We start from the raw sequence: 16877 nt of genomic DNA, 5'->3' as shown, positions 1-16877 counted from the left end.
CCTGCCCGCCGGATCGCGGCCGGACAGGCCCTGCCCCAGCCCTCGGTAGCGGTGTTCCGGGCGACCCGTGCCGCCGTGGCGGAGGGTGACTTCCGCGCGGCCCGTCTCCGCGAAGTACTCCAGGCGGCGGCGGGCGCTCACGGGGGAGAGGGGCTTCGGCGCACTCCGTGGCCGAGAGGTCCTCCGGATGGGCCCGGAGGACGGAGTCGGCCAGGTCGGCCGGGTGGGCGGTCCTGCCGGCCCGGCCGTTGGTGAGGGAACACGGCGAGCCGTCGCGCGGCGGCGTGAGGACCGTACGACCGTATGCGCGGCGACTGCCTCAACTCGCCCCCGATGGGGTGAGATTCGGCCCGTAGGCGGCCGGATCCGGTATGCCTGGCGGGCAGCACCTTCCCCCCACCCCCCGAAGGGACCCCCACCCATGCGCGTCCGACTCGTCCTCGCCGCAGCAGCCCTGCTCAGCGCCGCCGTCGCCCCTCTCGCCCACGCGGGAGGGGCCGACGGCCTCACCGTCGACGAGTACGGCACCCTCGCCACCGACGCGACGGTCACCGTCTCCGGCACGTACCGCTGCCTCGACGACAGTGAGGGCCCCGTCTTCGTGACCGCCACCCTTGAGCAGGGGAACCGTTCCGCCGGGATCGGCGGCACCCGCGCCGTCTGCGACGGACACCTCCACACCTGGACGAACAGCGCCGTCGTGAAGGAGCCCGGCTACCGTCCGGGCGCCGCCCGGGTGGAGGCCGCCCTCATGCAGCTCACGGCCGGGGAGTCGGGCCTGCCGCTGCCCGGCTTCCTCGCCGCCGAGGAAGCCGACGTCGAACTGCGCTAGGCGTAGCCCCTAGCCCTGCCGCAGCAGGTCGATCAGGCCCTCCCGGCCGAGTACCTCCAGCTCGTCGAGGGCCACCACCGCACGGGCCGCCGCCTCCGGGTCGGAGGCGGCGAGACCGCTCGCCGCGAACTCGTCCTCGTCGAGCCGCAGCACCTCGCTGCCGTCCGCCGACACCCACAGGTCCAGGTCCAGGTCCTCGACCACCACCCCGGAGCCCTCGATCACGGCCGGCCGGGTGATGTCGCAGTACCAGCCCTTCAGGGCGCCGTCGGCCGACCACACCTCCTTGACCGTGAACCAGCGGTCGCGCCAGTAGTGCTCCACGAACACGTCACCCGGCTCGAACCGCACGAAGCCGAAGTCCCGCACCCCCTCGGCCGCCCACGGGGCACGCACCGAGAGCCTGGCGCCCTCGTCCGTCAGCACCTCGGCCGGGTAACGGATCTTCGTCCGGCCCGCCTTCGTCAGGGTGACCTCAACCGATCGTCCGGACATGGCGCACCTCCGTCGCCCCGATCTCGTAACCGAACCACTCGTTGATCGCCAGCATCGGCCCGTTCCCCGCGTCGTTCCCCGTGAACGCCTCCACACAGCCCGCGGCCCTGGCCCGGTGCAGGGACGTGTTCTTGGCGAGCTTCGCGAGCCCACGGCCCCGGAACGCCGGCGCGGTGCCGGTCATCCCCGAGGCGTACCGGCCCAGACCGTCCGTCTGCGCCGCGGTGAAGGCCGCCGGTACGCCGTCCACCACCGCGACCGTCGTCAGCGCCCGGTCGAGCAGCGGATGCTCCCAGGTGGTCTCCCGCCAGTGCGCGTAGTCGTCCAGCTCCACGCCCACGTCGCCCGGCTCGTCCGCCGACGTCACCGCGTCCAGCTCGAAGAGCGGCCGGGGATCGGCCGCGAAGTCCTCCGCCGTGCGCAGTTCGACACCGGCCGGCGGCTCCTGCAGCGGCGGCAGCTCCGCCGTCGCCAGATCGAGCCGGAGGAAGTGCGCGGAACGGCTGGGCGCGTAGCCCCGGCGCTCGGCCCACGCGCGGTTCGCCGGCTCGTCCAGGACCCAGCTGTACAGCGTCCGCGCGCCCCGCTCCGCGAGGTACTCCTCGGCGGCGCGCAGCAGCAGCGTCCCCGCGCCGAGACCCAGGTGCGCGGGATCCACATACACGTTGGCGTAGCCGATGCCGGGCTTCGCGGCCTCGTGGGCGATGCCCACCTGGGCGGTCCCGACGACCAGGCCGTCCCCGGTCACGGCGACCAGCGGGCGGTTGTGGCCGTCGGGGTGGGCGTGTGCCCAGTCGAAGGTGAGCTGCTCGGCGGTGGCGAGCATGAAGGGGAGCGCTGCCCGGCGGACCCGGGCGAAGCCCTGGGCGTCCTGGGGCCGTACATCACGGACGATCACAGTCATGTGGGCGCACGCTACGGGCGCGGGGCGCACCGCCGCCTCCCATTTTCCGGTGGGGTGGGGGCAGAATCGGCGGGGTGACACTCACCATCGCTGTGGACCATGGATCCACTACCGCTCCCTACGAACAACTGCGTGCCCAGATCTCCGAGCGGGCCCGATCGGGCGGACTGCCGGTCGGATACAAGCTGCCGACGGTACGGGGGCTCGCGGAGCAGCTGGGCCTCGCCGCGAACACGGTCGCCAAGGCGTACAAGGCGCTGGAGGCGGACGGAGTCATCGAGACGCGCGGGCGCCACGGCACCTTCGTCGCCGCCGCCGGTGACGCGGCGACCCGCCGGGCCGCCACCGCCGCCGCCCAGTACGCCGAGGAGGCCCGCCGGCTGGGCCTCAGCCGCGAGGCCGCGGAGGCGGCGCTGAACGAGGCCCTGCGGGCGGCGTACGACGACTGACGGCCGCTACAGGTAGAGCCCCGCACCCGCCGTGCGGGGCTCCGGGAGGTCCGCCGAGGGCGTGCCGCGGCGCAGTGCGAACAGTTCCGCCAGCGTCGCGCCCTCGCGCGGCACACCCTCCTCGCGGCCGAGCCACTCCACCGACTCGGCCCGGCTCAGCGGCCCGACCTCGATGCGCGCCAGGCAGCGGCCCGGCCGGACCACCGCCGGATGCAGCCGCTCCAGGTCCTCGTTGGTGGTGACCCCGACCAGGACGTTGCGCCCCTGGCCGAGCAGTCCGTCCGTCAGGTTCAGGAGCCGAGACAGGGCCTGCCCCGCCGTGTGCTTCGCCCCGCCTCGGATCAGCTCGTCGCAGTCCTCCAGGAGCAGCAGCCGCCAGCGCTCCTTCGGCGTGCCGTCGTCCTCGCCGATGGCGATGTCCATCAGATAGCCGATGTCGTTGAAGAGCCGCTCCGGGTCGAGCACGCAGTCCACCTGGCACCAGTCCTGCCACGCCCGCGCCAGCGTCCGCAGCGCCGAGGTCTTCCCCGTGCCCGGCGGGCCGTGCAGCAGCAGGAGCCGGCCGGTGACGTCCTCCGGGGTCACCTTCATCAGCCGGTCCATCGACTCGGCCACCGGCGCCGCGTAGTTGGGCCGGACCTCCTCCCAGGTCCCGGCGCTGATCCTGCGGGTCATACGACGCGGACCGCGCTGCGGAGCCACGTACCAGAAGCCCATCGTCACGTCGTCGGGCTCCGGCTCGGGCTCGTCCTTCGCCCCGGCCGTGGCCTCGGTGAGGATCCGCCGCGCCAGTTCCGGGTCGGTCGCCGTGACGGTCACGTGCGCACGCGCGTTCCAGCGGGAGGAGAGGAGCGTCCAGCCCTCGCCCTCGGCGAGCACCGAGCTGCGGTCGTCGTCCTTCGCGGCCCGCAGCACCCGCGCCCCCTCCGGGAGCAGCGTCGCGTCGGCCTTCGCCCGGTCGAGGGTGGTGCTGTGCGCGTGCGGCTGCTCCCCGGTCGCGAAGCGGTCGAGGAACAGCGCGTCCAGGACGTCCCCGGGCGAATCGCCGTCGTCGAGGTTGACGACGACGGGGAGCGACGCGGGCTGCCGCTGGGGGGAGATGACGGAGGGGGTCTCGGACATGGCGCCCATGATCCGGCAAGCGCAGGGGCGGCGCACGGGGTTTTGCGGGCCGCCCGGGACCCGTCGTCGCGGCCGCCCGGAGTGGCTTGATATCGACGGTCCCTGACGGAGGATCGGAGGGTCTTCACCCCCAGTTTTGACATGAACACTTCCGGTGGGCCGGATCCGATGCTACTACCTGGTAGCGCAGAGGTTCTGCTACAGGGAGGTTCCATGAGACTGTCCCGAATTGCCGCCCTTTCGTCCTCTCTCCTGCTCGGCGCCGTCCTCGCCTTCACCGGAGCGGGCGCGGCCCAGGCCGCCGAGACCGCCGCACTCGACTACGTGGCCCTGGGGGACTCGTACTCCTCCGGTGTCGGCTCCGGGAGCTACGACAGCGCGAGCGGCGACTGCAAGCGCTCCACGAAGGCGTATCCGGTGCTGTGGAAGAACGCGAACGCCCCGTCCTCGTTCGCCTTCACCGCCTGCTCGGGCGCCCGAACGGGTGATGTGACCGCGAATCAGCTCGGACCCCTGTCGGCCGCCACTGACCTGGTGTCCATCACGATCGGGGGAAATGACGCCGGTTTCGCCGACGTCATGACGACCTGTGTGCTTCAGTCCGAGGCCACCTGCATCAACCGCGTGAATCAGGCCAAGGCCTACGTCGACACCACGCTCCCCGGCAAGCTCGACTCCGTCTACGACGCCATCAGCGGCAAGGCGCCCGCCGCCCACGTCGTCGTCCTCGGCTACCCGCGCTTCTACCAGATGAGCGGCAGCTGCATCGCCGGCCTGAGCGAGAACGAGCGCAGCGCCATCAACGGCGCCTCCGACTACCTCAACGCGGCCGTCGCCAAGCGCGCCGCCGACCACGGCTTCACCTTCGCCAGCGTCGTCCCCGCCTTCACCGGACACGAGATCTGCTCGGGCTCCGCCTGGCTCCACAGCGTCAACTGGCTCAACATCGGCGAGTCGTACCACCCGACCGCCGCCGGCCAGTCCGGCGGCTACCTGCCCTCCTTCAGGAGCGTGGTGTAACCGGCCCGCCGCCGGCGCCCGGGGCACCGGTCCCCGCCGGAGCGGTGCTCGTGACACCGCCCGGCCCCGGCCCGGTACCCGGCCCCTCGTCCCGTACCGCCTGATACGTCAGCACACCCGCGATCAGCAGCGCCCCGACGACCCCGGCCACCAGGACGGGCCCCCGGCGGGGCGCTGCCCGCGTCGGCCCCGCCTCGCGGGACGGCGCCGGCGGCGGCCCGGACCGCGTACCGGTGTCGCCATCGTCGCCGTGCCCGGTCCGGGGAGGGGCGGAAGCCCCCACCGGCTCCGCCTCCGTCCGCCGCGTGCCACCCCCGGCCAGCCGGCGCAGCTCCCGTTCAAGCTGATCGAACGTCATGGTCGGCTCTGCGTGGCGCAGTTGGTCGATCACTTGCCCCAGAGGCCCCGACCGGTCGTCGGCCGCCGCCTCCAGGAGCGCCCCGAGGGAGCGCAGGTCCGCCTCCGGATCCGTACCGTCGTCGTCCGGTCCGCCGCCGAAGCCGGTCACGACGACCCGCCCGTCGTTCGCGAGGATCACCTGTCCCGGCCCGACCCCCCGGTGCGGTACGCCCGCCTCCCGGGCGGCCCGCAGACCGGCGAGGACCTCCGCGCCGACGCGAGCGGCCTCGCGCGCGGGCAGCGGACCGCCCGCGTCCAGGGTCTCGGCGAGGGTCAGACCGCGCACCAGCTCCGTCACGACCCAGGGCCGGCCGTCCTCGGTGGCGACGGCGAGGACCCGTACGACAGAGGGGTGGGAGATCCGGGCGGCGGCGCGCGCCTCGCGCTCCCGCCGCGCGTACAACAGGGGAACGTCGTCCGCCGGCAGTCCGGCGGGGGCGCGGAACTCCTTGAGCGCCACCTCGCGGCGGTCCGTCTCGTCCAGGGCACGCCAGACGGTGTCTGTCGCCCCCTCGGCGAGGACGTCGAGAAGCCGGTAACGACCCGCGATCACCGTCATGGACCCACGGTAGCCGAGGGGCGTCCCCGGGGCTCCGGTTCCGCGCGGTTCCGGCGGGAGGCCGGTCCGGACGATCTTGGTGGCGGAGATCACATCGGTCCGCGTGTCCGTGCACGGCGGTCCGGGGTGCAGGATGGTTCGTGATGGTTCGGCAGGTGTTCGAGCGCTGTCCAACTCGCCCTGGAATCAGATGGATTCGGACAGTGACCGTCAACCCCCGTACGAGTGCGTGGAATCGCGCAGGCGGGATACACGGGTGTCACTGTGGAGCGATAGGGTTAACCTGCCCGGGCCGGGTGCCCTTGTACGGGTGGGGAGTGACATGGAACAGATAGCAATGCGCAGCAGGCCGCGAGTGCCTGCCATCACCTGCGGGAGCAGCGCGACCAGTTCGCGACTCGACCGCCATCTCGCGGTGCTCGGCGGCCCCGCCGTGCCCCAGCGCGAGGTGGCCGAGGCGACGCTGCTCATGCGGGAACTGACGACGCGTACGCACGAGGTGCCGGTGCACGGTCACCGCAGCCGCAGCGCGCGGGTCTCGCTCTTCGCCCCGCTCCGCCGACTGCGCCGCTCGCTCTTCGGCACGCGCCGCTAAGGCCGCCCGCAGGCCCCGGATCGCGACCTCGCCGGACGTGTCCCCACCCGTCCGGCGTTCAGTCGTACCCGGAGCGCCGTCGTCCCGCTCGCCTCAGGCGATCACGCCCGCATCCCGCAGCTCCTTCACCTCCGCCTCCGGTACGCCCAGCTCGGCGAGCACCTCGTCCGTGTCCTGTCCAAGGGCCGGGATCCGGTCCATCCGGGGCTCCGGCGCGTCCGGGAACACGATCGGCGGCAGCAGCGCACGCAGCGGCCCCACCGGGGACTCCACCGCCCGCCAGCGGTCCCGCGCCGTCAGCTGCGGGTGGTCCGCGAGCTCCGCGACCGAGTTGAGCCGGGCACAGGCGATGCCCGCCGCGTCGAGCCGGGCCAGCGCCTCGGCCCCCGTCAGCGGGGCGAGCGCCGCCGCGACCACCGCGTCCGTCGCCGCGCGCCCCGCCACCCGCGCCGTGTTCGTGGCGAACTCGGGGGCGTCGGCCAGCTCGGGCCGCCCCAGGACCTGCTCGGCGAGCCGCCGCCACTCCCGGTCGTTCTGCACGGAGAGCAGGACGAGACCGTCCGTCGTCGGGTAGGCGTCGTACGGGGCGATCACCGCGTGCGCGAGCCCCGTGCGCGCCGGGGCCGTGCCCCCGTGCATCCCGTGGTGCAGCGGATGCCCCATCCACTCGGCGAGCGAGTCGAGCAGGGAGACCTCCACCGGGCCGCCCCGGCCGGTCGTGCCGCGCCGGACGAGGGCGGCGAGGACGCCGGAGAAGGCGTACATCCCGGCGGCGATGTCGGCGGCCGGGATCCCCGACTTGACCGGCTGCTCCGGCGTGCCGGTCACCGACACGAGGGCCGCCTCGCACTGGACGAGCATGTCGTAGGCCCGCTTGTGCGCGTACGGTCCCTCCGCCCCGTACCCCGAGACGTCCACGGCGATCAGCCACGGGTGCGCGGCGCAGAGGGTGGCGGCGTCGAGGCCGAGGCGGGCCGCCGCGCCCTGCGCCAGGTTCTGGACGAAGACGTCGGCGCCGGCCACCATCCGCCGCACGAGCGCCAGGCCCCGGGGGTCCTTGAGGTCGACCGCCACGGACTCCTTGCCGCGGTTGCACCACACGAAGTGGGAGGCGAGCCCCTGAGCGGCCGTGTCGTAGCCCCGGGCGAAGTCGCCGCCGTCGGGGCGCTCGATCTTGACGACGCGGGCGCCGAGATCGGCGAGCTGGCGGGTGGCGAAGGGCGCGGCGACGGCCTGCTCGACGGCGACGACCGTGACCCCGGCGAGGGGGAGTGGCTGAGTGCTCATGACCCCTCTGCCTACCGTGCGCGTACTCCTCCTGTCATCAGGGGGTGCGTCACCCCCGTCCGATCACCGGCCGGTCACCCCCGGGCGTACTTGCGCACCGCGAGCGGGGCGAAGACGGCGACCAGACCCAGCGACCAGAGCAGCGCGCCCGCGACCGGGTGGGCCACCGGCCAGGCCGCGTCCGCCGGGACCCGTGCGTTGCCGAACAGTTCGCGCACCGCCGTGGTGACCGCCGAGATCGGGTTCCATTCGGAGACCGTACGCAGCCAGCCGGGCATGCCGTCGGTCGGGATGTACGCGTTGGAGAGCAGCGGCAGCATGAAGGAGGCGCTGCCCAGCTGCCCGGCCGCCTCCTCGCTCTTCGAGACCAGACCGAGCAGGATGCCGACCCAGGTCGTCGCGAAGCGGAAGAGGAGCAGCAGGGCGAAGCCGCCCAGGGCCTCGGGGAGCGTGCCTCCGATCCGCCAGCCCATGGCGAGGCCGACCAGGACCAGCGGGACGGTGCCGACGGCGCTCGCGAGGAGGTCGGCGAGGGCCTGCCCGAGGGGGACGGCGGCCCGGCTCACGGGCAGGGTCCGGAAGCGGTCCGTGACGCCCCGGTGCGAGTCCTGCGCGGCCTGGAACATGCCGGTCACCAGGCCGCCCGCCGCCGTCGCCACGAGCATGCCGGGCACCAGGAAGGCCCGGTACTCGGCCCCGGGGGCGGCGAGCGCGCTGCCGAAGACGTACCCGAAGAAGAGCAGGAAGACGATCGGCATCGTCTGGGTCATGACCGTGATCGCGGGCGCGTGCCCGATCCGCCGGAGGTGGCGGCCGAGGAGGGCGGTCCCGTCGTGCACGAGGGCGCTCACGCGGCGAGCTCCTTCCGGCCGGTGAGGCGCAGGAACACCTCGTCGAGGGTGGGCGGGCGCAGGGAGGCGTCGAGGAGGAGGACCCCGGCGGCGTCGAGCTCGCGGACGACCCGGGGGAGGGTGAGCGTGGTGTCCGTGGTCACCGCGCCGACCGTGCGCCGGTCGGCGTCGAGGACCGGCGCCGAACCGGTCAGGTGGTCGAGGACGGCCGCGGCCGCTTCGAGGGAGGACGGTTCGGCGACGACGACCTCGGCGTAACTGCCGACGAGCGCCTTCAGTTCGGCCGGGGTGCCGCGCTGCGCGGCCCGCCCCTCGTCGATCAGCACGATGTCGTCGGCGAGCCGGTCGGCCTCCTCCAGGTACTGGGTGGTCAGCAGAACGGTGGTGCCCTGGTCGGCCAACTCCCTTACGGCGTCCCAGATCCCGTTGCGGCTGTGGGGGTCGAGGCCGGTGGTGGGCTCGTCGAGGAAGAGCACCCCCGGCGGCACGATCAGGCTCGCGGCCAGGTCGAGCCGGCGCCGCATGCCGCCGGAGTAGGTGCGGGCGGGGCGTCCGGCCGCCGCGGTGAGGTCGAAGCGCTCCAGGAGCTCGTCGGCGCGGGAGCGCGGGGCGCGCAGGAGCCGGGCGAAGAGCCGCAGGTTCTCGGCGCCGGTGAGGTCGCCGTCCACGGAGGCGTACTGCCCGGTGACGGCGATCCGCTTCCGTACCCCCGCCGGGTCGCGCACCACGTCGTGGCCCATGACGAGCGCGCTGCCCGCGTCGGGCGTGGCCAGGGTGGTGAGGACGCGGACGGCGGTGGTCTTCCCGGCGCCGTTGGGGCCGAGGACGCCGCAGACCGTGCCCTCGGGGACGGCGAGGTCGAGGCCGCGGAGGGCGTGGACGTCGCCGTAACGCTTCCGCAGACCTTCACTAAGTACAGCGTACGCAGTAGTCATGGCGTGACCATACCCCACTACGTACGGCGTACGTAACTACGATGGGGAGCGAGGTGATGATCCATGGCGGGCCGAGCGGCCGAACCGGAAGTGATCTGGGCGCGGCCCGAGCGCGCGGGCCGCGGCCCGAAACCGGCCTACAGCCGGCGGGACATCGTGGACGCGGCCGTCCGCATCGCCGACGCCGACGGCATCGACGCGGTCTCCATGCGCCGCGTCGCCGCCGAACTCGGCTGCGGCACCATGTCGCTCTACAACTACGTCCCCCGCAAGGAGGACCTGCACGAGCTGATGGTCGACGCGGTCAGCGGCGAGTACGAGTTCCCCGACGAGCCCAGCGGCGACTGGCGCGCCGACATGACCGCGATCGCCCACCAGGGCCGCGCGATCATGTACCGCCACCCCTGGCTGCCCCGGGTGATGACCACCGCCTACGGCTTCAGCCCCAACGCCCTCCGCTTCCTGGAGTGGTGCCTCGGCTGCCTCGCCCCCCTGGACCAGCCCCCGGGGCTCAAGATGCAGCTGATCGCCATGGTCAACGGCACGGTCATGGCCACCGTCGCCAACGAACAGGCCATCGCCGAACGGGCCCGCGGACTGCCCTGGTCCGAGGCGGAGGAGCAGGCGGTGCGCGGCGCCTACCTCAGGGGACAGATGGCGAGCGGCCGCTACCCGCACCTCGCCGCGCTGCTCGCCGAGGCCCCCGCCGCCCCCGTCGACGCGGACGAGATCTTCGCGATGACCGTCGCACGCCTCCTGGAGTCCTTCGCGCCCCCCGTCACAGGAGCATGAACTGCCCCTCCGGGCCCTCCTCCTGATGGTCCAGTACGGACGCGGGGCGGCGGGCCCGGGCCGGCGGCGGCAGCACCCCGGCCCGCCGGAGCTCGGTCCCGCCGATCCCCCCGCCGGTCAGCGCCGCCCGTTCCGGCTCCCGGGCCCCGAGCAGCGCGAGCACCGTGACCAGCTCCAACAGCTCCGAGGTCCACTCCTGCGGCCAGGCGGCCGGGCCGATCGCCTCCAGGGAGCCGGGCTCCGCCGGGGCCGTCCGGTGCGCGAACCACTGCTCCAGGACCCGCACCCCGCCGACCCGGTACTCCCAGGCCTCCGCCGGTACGGGGGAGATCAGACCGCCGCCGACGTCGAGCGCCTCGCCCTCGGGGTCGTACGACATCGTGGTCGGACGCGCCGGAACCGCCGCCCGCACATAGGGCCGGCGCCCGCCCGGCAGCCGGGGCCTCGCCCCGCTCAGGGCGCCCCGCAGCTGCACATCGGCCAGCTCCCGGCCGAGCGCCACGCCCGCCGCCCACGCCTCCGGGTCGCCGGGCAGCGGGACGCGGCACCCGGCGGGGGAGGGGAGGGCCGCCGCCACCGTCCACGCCAGCCAGTCACGGGCGTCGACCTCGCACCCGTACCGCTTCCCGAGGAAGGACAGGAGACCGGGCGCGAGATTGGGCTCCCGGCCTCCCGGGCGCCGGAACAGCGGCCGGATGCGGCCCGGCCGGCCCGCCGGGGAGCGGCCCTCCGGCAGCGCCGCCGTCACCAGGAGCGCGGGCCCCGCCGCCCCCGGTACGTACCCCTGCTCGATGGCGAAGAGCTGCGGCTGTCCGGCGACCCGCCACAGCTCCGGGCGGGCGGTGTCGATCAGCCGGTGGTCCGGCAGCAGCCACTGCTCGTCGAACGGCCCGTGCGCCACCCGCACCGGCTCCGGGCACGGCCCCGACTCGCGCGCGAAACGCGTCGTCCCGGTCCGCTGGCCGGGGAGCGCGCCCACCGCGCTCGCCGGGGTCCGCGCCCGGCTCGGCCGGAACAGCGCCTCCCGCTCGGCGCCCTCGGCGGCCACGAGCCGGTCCCAGCGGGCCCGCAGGGTGCGGGCGTCGGGGGCGACGATCCAGGACCGCCCGAAACGCAGCGGGGCCACGGACCACGGCATCAGCTCGTCGAGGAGGGGCGGCTCGTCGGGACGTACGTCTTCCGTCACGCCCCGCATGCTAACGACGGCCCTCGGCGCGCTTCCACCGTCGGCGTGCGGCGACCGGCCCGGTGCGCTTCGAGGACAGTGCGCCTCGACCGTCTCAGTGCGCTTCGGCGATCAGTGCGCTTCGACGGTGACCGTGAAGGAGAAGCGGTCACCGCGGTAGCGGATGCGGGCCACGTCGACGACCCGGCCGTCCTCGTCGTAGGTCACGCCCGTGTAGTGGAGGATCGGGGAGAGCAGCGGGACCTGGAGCAGCGCCGCCGTCTCCGGGTCCGCGAGCCGGGCCTCGACCGTGTCCGTGATGCGGCTGATCCGTACCCCGACGACGTCCCGCAGCACCTTCGTCATCGGCCAGCGCTCCAGATCCGCCGGGTCGATCGCGGCCGCGAGCTCGGGCCGGACCGCGTTCTCCGCCCAGTTCGTCGGCTCGCCGCTCTCCCCGTCGCTGCGCAGCCGCCGGTACGCCACGACCTCCGGCACGTCCGGGAAGTACTCGGCGAGCTCCCCGGGAACCGGCTCGGTGCCGTGCCCGAGGACCGTCGTCCGCTCGCCGGACTGCTGGGCCACGATCGCGTCGATCGAACCGAGCAGCCGGCGCGGGGTGGACCGCCGGGCGCCCGGCTCGATGAAGGTCCCGCGCCGCCGGTGCCGGCTGATCAGGCCCTCCTCCTCCAGTTCCTTGAGAGCCTGCCGCATGGTCAGCACGCTCACGCCGTAGTGGGCCGCGAGCTGCTCCTCGGTGGGCAGCCGCAGCGAGGCGTCGGGCGTGCGGCCCAGTATCGAGGCGCGCAGCGACTGCGAGACCTGATACCAGAGCGGCAGCTTGCGGTTCAGGACCAGCGAGTCGGGAGCGAAGGCGGTCACGGGTTCTCCGTACGAAGGCTACGGGCTTACGGCCGAGACATTACGGCCGGAAGTGGCGCTCAAGACCCTGCCATACGTCGTCGTACCCCTTCTGCAGATGTCCGGCGCTCGCGGCCCGCGCGGTCGTCGCCACCGGCCAGCGGGTCTCGAACATGAAGGCAAGACCGTCGTCGATCTTCTGCGGCTTCAGCTCGGCGGCGCTGGCCCGGTCGAAGGTCTCCCGGTCGGGGCCGTGCGCGGACATCATGTTGTGCAGCGAGCCGCCGCCCGGCACGAAGCCTTCGGCCTTGGCGTCGTACGCGCCCTCGATGAGGCCCATGTACTCGCTCATCACGTTCCGGTGGAAGTACGGCGGCCGGAAGGTGTCCTCGCCGACCAGCCAGCGCGGGGCGAACACCACGAAGTCGACGCCCGCGAGCCCCGGGGTGTCGGAGGGCGCCGTGAGGACCGTGAAGATCGAGGGGTCGGGGTGGTCGTAGGAGATCGTCCCGATGACGTTGAAGCGGCGCAGGTCGTAGACGTACGGGGTGTGGTTGCCGTGCCAGGCGACGACGTCCAGCGGCGAGTGGCCGTACGTCGCGGACCAGAGGTTCCCGCAGTACTTGTTGACCACCTCGACCGGGCCCTCGACGTCCTCGTAGGCGGCGACCGGGGCGCGGAAGTCGCGGGCGTTGGCGAGGCCGTTGGCGCCGATCGGGCCGAGGTCCGGGAGCTGGAAGGGGGCGCCGTAGTTCTCGCAGACGTAGCCGCGGGCGGTCTCGTCCAGGAGCTCGACGCGGAACCGCACGCCGCGCGGGATCAGCGCCACCTCGCCCGGGCGGGCGGCGAGGAGCCCCAGCTCGGTGCGGAGGAGGAGGCCGCCGCGCTCCGGGACGATCAGCAGCTCACCGTCGGCGTCGCCGAAGACCCGCTCCATGGAGGTGTTGGCGTGGTAGAGGTGCACGGCCATGCCGGTGCGCTGCGTCACGTCGCCGTTGCCGCCGAGGGTCCACAGGCCGGCCAGCCAGTCGGTGCCGGGCGCCGGGTCGGGCAGCGGGTTCCAGCGCAGCCGGTTGGGGTCGGGCACGGTCTCGGTGAAGGGGGCGCCGGCGAGGTTGCCGTTGTCGACGCGGGTGAACGGCGGGTGCGCGGCCGAGGGGCGGATCCGGTAGAGCCAGGAGCGGCGGTTGTGGGCCCGCGGCTCGGTGAAGGCGCTGCCGCTGAGCTGCTCGGCGTAGAGCCCGAGGGGTGCGCGCTGCGGCGAGTTGCGGCCGTCCGGCAACGCCCCGGGGACCGCCTCCGAGCTGTGCTCGTTGCCGAAACCGGTGCTGTAGGTGAGCGCCTCGGCCGTCTTCCTGGCCTGCTCCGTGGTCATCGCCCGCTCCTGTCCTGAGCCCGCAAGGGAATCCTATGGATGACCGTAGGATTCCGCGCGGCCTACGTCAACGGGGCACCGGCGGCCATCGCCCGGATCGACGCGCGCCCACCCGTCGGCGGCATCGGACTGCTGATCGCATGATCCCGATCGGAGCGGCATCATGGACCCCGTGTCCCAGAGCCGTCCCCGAAACCCGCCGGCGCTCCGCCGGATCCCCGTGCAGCAGCGCAGCGCCGAGCGGCTGGCCCGGATCCTCGACGCCTGTGCCGTGCTCCTCGACGAGACCGGGTACGAGCAGTTGAGCACCCGTGCCGTCGCCGCCCGCGCCGGCGTTCCCATCGGCTCCGTCTACCGCTTCTTCGGCAACAAGCGGGCGATGGTCGCCGCCCTCGCCCACCGCAATCTGGACCGTTACGCCGAGCGGGTGTCGGACCGGCTCGCGGGGGCGCCGGTCCTCGACGCGCAGGGCGCCCTCGACGGTGTCCTCGACGAGTTCATCGAGATGAAGCGGACCGTCCCGGGGTTCGCGCTCGTGGACTTCGGGGTGCCCGCCGCCGCGGCCGGAGAAGCCGCGACGGACCCCGGGGCGGAGGGGCCGGGCGGAGGGGCGGGCGAGGCCGTGGCCGAGGGGCCGGGCGAGGGGGCGGCCGCGGTCCTGGCAGAGGATCCCAACCGGCTCGTCGCCGAGCGGATCTGCGCGCTCCTCGCCACCCATCTGGGCCGCGCCGCCGACGAGGAGCTGCACCGGAAGGTCCTCGTCGGGGTCGAGGCCGCCGACGCCCTGGTCCGGCTCGCCTTCCGCGTGGACCCCGCCGGAGATCCGGCGCTCGTCGCCGAGACGCGCTGCCTCCTGCACGCGTACCTGGCGCCCTCGCTCTCGTGACCTCACGCGTACCCCTCCCGTACGTGCCTACCGGTCGGTAGGCTCGGCGTCATCCGACGCCCTCAGGGAGACGCCATGCCCACCGCCCTGCGCATCTGCCCCCTCTGCGAAGCGACCTGCGGACTGACCCTGACGCTGGACGGGAGTCGCGTCACCGGGGCGCGCGGCAACCGCGACGACGTCTTCAGCCGGGGGTTCATCTGCCCCAAGGGCGCTTCCTTCCCGGAGATCGACGCCGACCCCGACCGGCTCCGCACCCCGCTGGTCCGCAAGGACGGCCGCCTCCAGGAGGCCACCTGGACCGAGGCGTTCGACACGATCGCCGCCCGCATCCGGCCGATCATCGTGGAGCACGGACCGGACTCCGTGGGAATCGTCCTGGGCAACCCCAACGCGCACACGATCGCCGGCGCGCTCTACCCGCCCCTGCTGATCGGCGCGCTGCGCACCCGGAACCTCTTCACCGCCTCCACGCTCGACCAGATGCCCAAGCACGTCTCCAGCGGACTCCTCTTCGGGGACCCCTTCGCCGTCCCCGTGCCGGATCTGGACCGCACCGACCACCTGCTGATCCTCGGAGCCAACCCGCTGGACTCCAACGGAAGTCTGTGCACCGCCCCCGACTTCCCCGGCAGGCTGAAGGCGCTGCGCCGGCGCGGCGGCACCCTCACCGTCGTCGACCCCCGGCGCACCCGCACCGCCCGCCTCGCCGACCGGCACGTCGCCATCCGCCCCGGCGCCGACGCCCTGCTCCTCGCCGCCCTCGTCCACACCCTCTTCGACGAGGAGCTCACCGACCTCGGCCCGCTCGCCGCCCAGGTGGAGGGAGTCGAGGAGGTACGGGCCGCGGTGCGGGAGTTCAGCCCCGAGGCGGTCGCCGCCGCCTGTGACGTGGACGCGGACACCATCCGCGCCCTCGCCCGGGAACTCGCCGCCGCGCCCACCGCCGCCGTCTACGGGCGGATGGGCAGCTCCACCGTGGCGTACGGCACCCTCGCCAACTGGCTCGTCGACGTCCTCAACGTCCTCACCGGCAACCTCGACCGGCCCGGCGGCGCGCTCTTCCCGCTCTCCGCCACCGCGCCCGCCCCGCGCCCCGCCGGGCCCGGCAGGGGCTTCGCCCTCGGCCGCCGGCACAGCAGGGTCTCGCACCACCCGGAGGCCAAGGGCGAGTTGCCGCTCGTCGCCCTCGCCGAGGAGATCGAGACGCCGGGGGAGGGGCGCATCCGCGCGGTGATCACCGTCGCCGCCAACCCCGTCCTGTCCGCGCCCGACGGTGACCGCCTCGACGCCGCGCTCGGCTCCCTCGACCTGATGGTCGCCGTCGACCCGTACCTCAACGAGACCACCCGCCACGCCGACGTCCTGCTGCCCCCGCCGCCGCCCTCCCGGAGCGCGCACTTCGACTTCGCCTTCAACGCGTTCGCCGTCCGCGACCAGGCCCGCTACACCCCTGCGGCCGTCCCCCTCGAAGCGGACCGCATGGACGAGTGCGAGATCCACGCCCGGCTGATCCTCGCCGTGTCCGGGATGCACGGCGCTCCGCCGTCGGCCGTCGACGACCTCGCCATCGACACGACCCTCGCCAAGGCGGTGACGCAGGAGCACTCGCCGGCGTACGGCGCGGATCCCAAGGAGTTCGCCGCCCGGCTCTCCGGAGCCACCGGAGCCGAGCGGCGACTCGACCTGATGCTGCGGCTCGGCCCGTACGGCCTCACCCTCGACGAGCTGAAGGCGCACCCGCACGGGATCGACCTCGGGCCGCTGAAGCCGCGCCTGCCGGCGGTCCTCAAGACCCGCAGCGGGCGGATCGAACTGTTCCCGGCGCCGCTCGCCGCCGACCTTCCCCGAATGCGCGCCGCCCTCGACGCCGTACCGGAGCCGGGGACCCTCCAGCTCGTCGGGCGCAGGCACCTGCGCTCCAACAACAGCTGGCTGCACAACACGCCCGCTCTGGGCGGCGGTTCGAACCGCTGCACCCTCCAGGTGCACCCCCAGGACGCGGAGCGGCTGCGGCTGACCGACGGCGCGGTCGCCCGGGTGAAGGGGGAGGGCGGGGAGCTGGAGGTGCCGGTGGAGGTCACCGACGGTGTACGGCCGGGCGTCGTCAGCCTCCCGCACGGCTGGGGTCACGACCGGCCGGGCACCCGGCTCGCGGTCGCGTCCGCGCGCCCCGGCGTCAACGTCAACCAGCTGCTCGACGGGACCCGGATCGACCCCCTCTCCGGCACCGCCGTCCTGAACGGTTTCCCCGTGGAGGTATCGCCCCTCTAGGCCGCCCCTGATCATGAACCCCGTCGTGACCTGGGGTTTTGCTCGTATTGCTCACGCGTCAACGTCTTGTTAACGG

The 16877-nt window shown here is 73.8% G+C and carries 17 protein-coding genes and 1 pseudogene; 7 read left to right on the top strand and 11 right to left on the bottom strand.

Annotated features, from left to right (window positions below):
- Positions 1-33 precede the first annotated feature (33 nt).
- A pseudogene (locus ACZ51I_RS26535) lies at positions 34-238 on the bottom strand (two-component system response regulator); the annotation flags it as partial.
- A 183-nt stretch (positions 239-421) separates the two neighbouring features.
- Here ACZ51I_RS26535 and ACZ51I_RS26530 point away from each other — a divergent pair.
- Positions 422-832 carry a DUF6299 family protein gene (locus tag ACZ51I_RS26530; protein WP_468880440.1) on the top strand — a complete coding sequence of 137 codons (411 nt, stop codon included), beginning with the start codon at positions 422-424 and terminating at the stop codon, positions 830-832.
- A 9-nt stretch (positions 833-841) separates the two neighbouring features.
- Here the strand turns inward: ACZ51I_RS26530 and ACZ51I_RS26525 are convergent, their stop codons facing one another.
- Positions 842-1327: a ribonuclease FAU-1 family protein gene (locus ACZ51I_RS26525; RefSeq protein WP_468880437.1), complete on the bottom strand. Its 486-nt coding sequence runs from the start codon at positions 1325-1327 to the stop codon at positions 842-844.
- Positions 1308-2231 (bottom strand): GNAT family N-acetyltransferase, encoded by a 924-nt coding sequence (locus ACZ51I_RS26520; protein WP_468880435.1) that lies wholly within the window; start codon positions 2229-2231, stop codon positions 1308-1310. Before ACZ51I_RS26520 ends, ACZ51I_RS26525 begins: the two co-directional genes overlap by 20 nt.
- Positions 2232-2305: 74 nt before the next feature.
- On the opposite strand from ACZ51I_RS26520, the gene ACZ51I_RS26515 reads away from it, so the two are divergent.
- The gene (locus tag ACZ51I_RS26515) at positions 2306-2680 is read left to right on the top strand and encodes a GntR family transcriptional regulator (RefSeq protein WP_468880433.1); all 375 of its coding nucleotides are present in this window, start codon (positions 2306-2308) and stop codon (positions 2678-2680) included.
- Positions 2681-2686: 6 nt separating this feature from the next.
- On the opposite strand, the gene ACZ51I_RS26510 is transcribed toward ACZ51I_RS26515, so the two are convergent.
- Positions 2687-3811 carry a DUF5925 domain-containing protein gene (locus ACZ51I_RS26510; protein ID WP_468880430.1) on the bottom strand — a complete coding sequence of 375 codons (1125 nt, stop codon included), beginning with the start codon at positions 3809-3811 and terminating at the stop codon, positions 2687-2689.
- 204 nt (positions 3812-4015) lie between these two features.
- Between ACZ51I_RS26510 and ACZ51I_RS26505 the strand changes: the two genes are divergently transcribed.
- Positions 4016-4822, top strand: coding sequence for an SGNH/GDSL hydrolase family protein (locus tag ACZ51I_RS26505; RefSeq protein ID WP_468880428.1), 807 nt, complete (start codon positions 4016-4018; stop codon positions 4820-4822).
- Here ACZ51I_RS26505 and ACZ51I_RS26500 read toward each other — a convergent pair.
- Complete coding sequence (locus ACZ51I_RS26500; RefSeq protein WP_468880426.1) at positions 4806-5780, bottom strand: protein kinase domain-containing protein; 975 nt, start codon at positions 5778-5780, stop codon at positions 4806-4808. The two genes, ACZ51I_RS26505 and ACZ51I_RS26500, sit on opposite strands and share 17 nt — an antisense overlap.
- 322 nt (positions 5781-6102) lie before the next feature.
- Here ACZ51I_RS26500 and ACZ51I_RS26495 point away from each other — a divergent pair, with 322 nt between their 5' ends.
- Entirely contained in the window at positions 6103-6375 is a 273-nt protein-coding gene (locus ACZ51I_RS26495) for a hypothetical protein (protein WP_468880424.1), read from the top strand.
- A 93-nt stretch (positions 6376-6468) separates the two neighbouring features.
- Here ACZ51I_RS26495 and ACZ51I_RS26490 read toward each other — a convergent pair whose 3' ends face one another.
- The 3 genes from ACZ51I_RS26490 to ACZ51I_RS26480 all read right to left on the bottom strand — a co-directional run bounded on the left by ACZ51I_RS26490 (position 6469) and on the right by ACZ51I_RS26480 (position 9448).
- Entirely contained in the window at positions 6469-7662 is a 1194-nt protein-coding gene (locus tag ACZ51I_RS26490; protein WP_468880421.1) for a CaiB/BaiF CoA transferase family protein, read from the bottom strand.
- Between the two features lie 74 nt (positions 7663-7736).
- Positions 7737-8513 carry an ABC transporter permease gene (locus ACZ51I_RS26485; RefSeq protein ID WP_468880418.1) on the bottom strand — a complete coding sequence of 259 codons (777 nt, stop codon included), beginning with the start codon at positions 8511-8513 and terminating at the stop codon, positions 7737-7739.
- Positions 8510-9448, bottom strand: a complete 939-nt coding sequence (locus ACZ51I_RS26480; protein WP_468880415.1) for an ATP-binding cassette domain-containing protein — start codon at positions 9446-9448, stop codon at positions 8510-8512. The genes ACZ51I_RS26485 and ACZ51I_RS26480 overlap by 4 nt, the downstream gene beginning before the upstream one ends.
- A gap of 63 nt (positions 9449-9511) precedes the next feature.
- On the opposite strand from ACZ51I_RS26480, the gene ACZ51I_RS26475 reads away from it, so the two are divergent.
- Entirely contained in the window at positions 9512-10240 is a 729-nt protein-coding gene (locus tag ACZ51I_RS26475; protein ID WP_468880413.1) for a TetR/AcrR family transcriptional regulator, read from the top strand.
- On the opposite strand, the gene ACZ51I_RS26470 is transcribed toward ACZ51I_RS26475, so the two are convergent.
- The 3 genes from ACZ51I_RS26470 to hmgA form a co-directional block, all read right to left on the bottom strand.
- Complete coding sequence (locus tag ACZ51I_RS26470; RefSeq protein ID WP_468880410.1) at positions 10227-11435, bottom strand: type ISP restriction/modification enzyme; 1209 nt, start codon at positions 11433-11435, stop codon at positions 10227-10229. The two genes, ACZ51I_RS26475 and ACZ51I_RS26470, sit on opposite strands and share 14 nt — an antisense overlap.
- 102 nt (positions 11436-11537) lie before the next feature.
- Positions 11538-12287 carry a GntR family transcriptional regulator gene (locus ACZ51I_RS26465; RefSeq protein WP_468880407.1) on the bottom strand — a complete coding sequence of 250 codons (750 nt, stop codon included), beginning with the start codon at positions 12285-12287 and terminating at the stop codon, positions 11538-11540.
- A gap of 40 nt (positions 12288-12327) precedes the next feature.
- Entirely contained in the window at positions 12328-13641 is a 1314-nt protein-coding gene (gene hmgA / locus ACZ51I_RS26460) for a homogentisate 1,2-dioxygenase (RefSeq protein ID WP_468880404.1), read from the bottom strand.
- A 163-nt stretch (positions 13642-13804) separates the two neighbouring features.
- Here hmgA and ACZ51I_RS26455 point away from each other — a divergent pair, with 163 nt between their 5' ends.
- Both ACZ51I_RS26455 and ACZ51I_RS26450 read left to right on the top strand, forming a co-directional pair.
- Positions 13805-14527, top strand: coding sequence for a TetR/AcrR family transcriptional regulator (locus ACZ51I_RS26455; RefSeq protein ID WP_468880402.1), 723 nt, complete (start codon positions 13805-13807; stop codon positions 14525-14527).
- Positions 14528-14602: 75 nt separating this feature from the next.
- Positions 14603-16801 (top strand): molybdopterin oxidoreductase family protein, encoded by a 2199-nt coding sequence (locus ACZ51I_RS26450; protein ID WP_468880399.1) that lies wholly within the window; start codon positions 14603-14605, stop codon positions 16799-16801.
- Positions 16802-16877: the final 76 nt, after the last annotated feature.

This window comes from Streptomyces sp. NPDC034084 (assembly GCF_055575535.1).
This window is presented reverse-complemented; position numbering and strand designations above follow the sequence as displayed.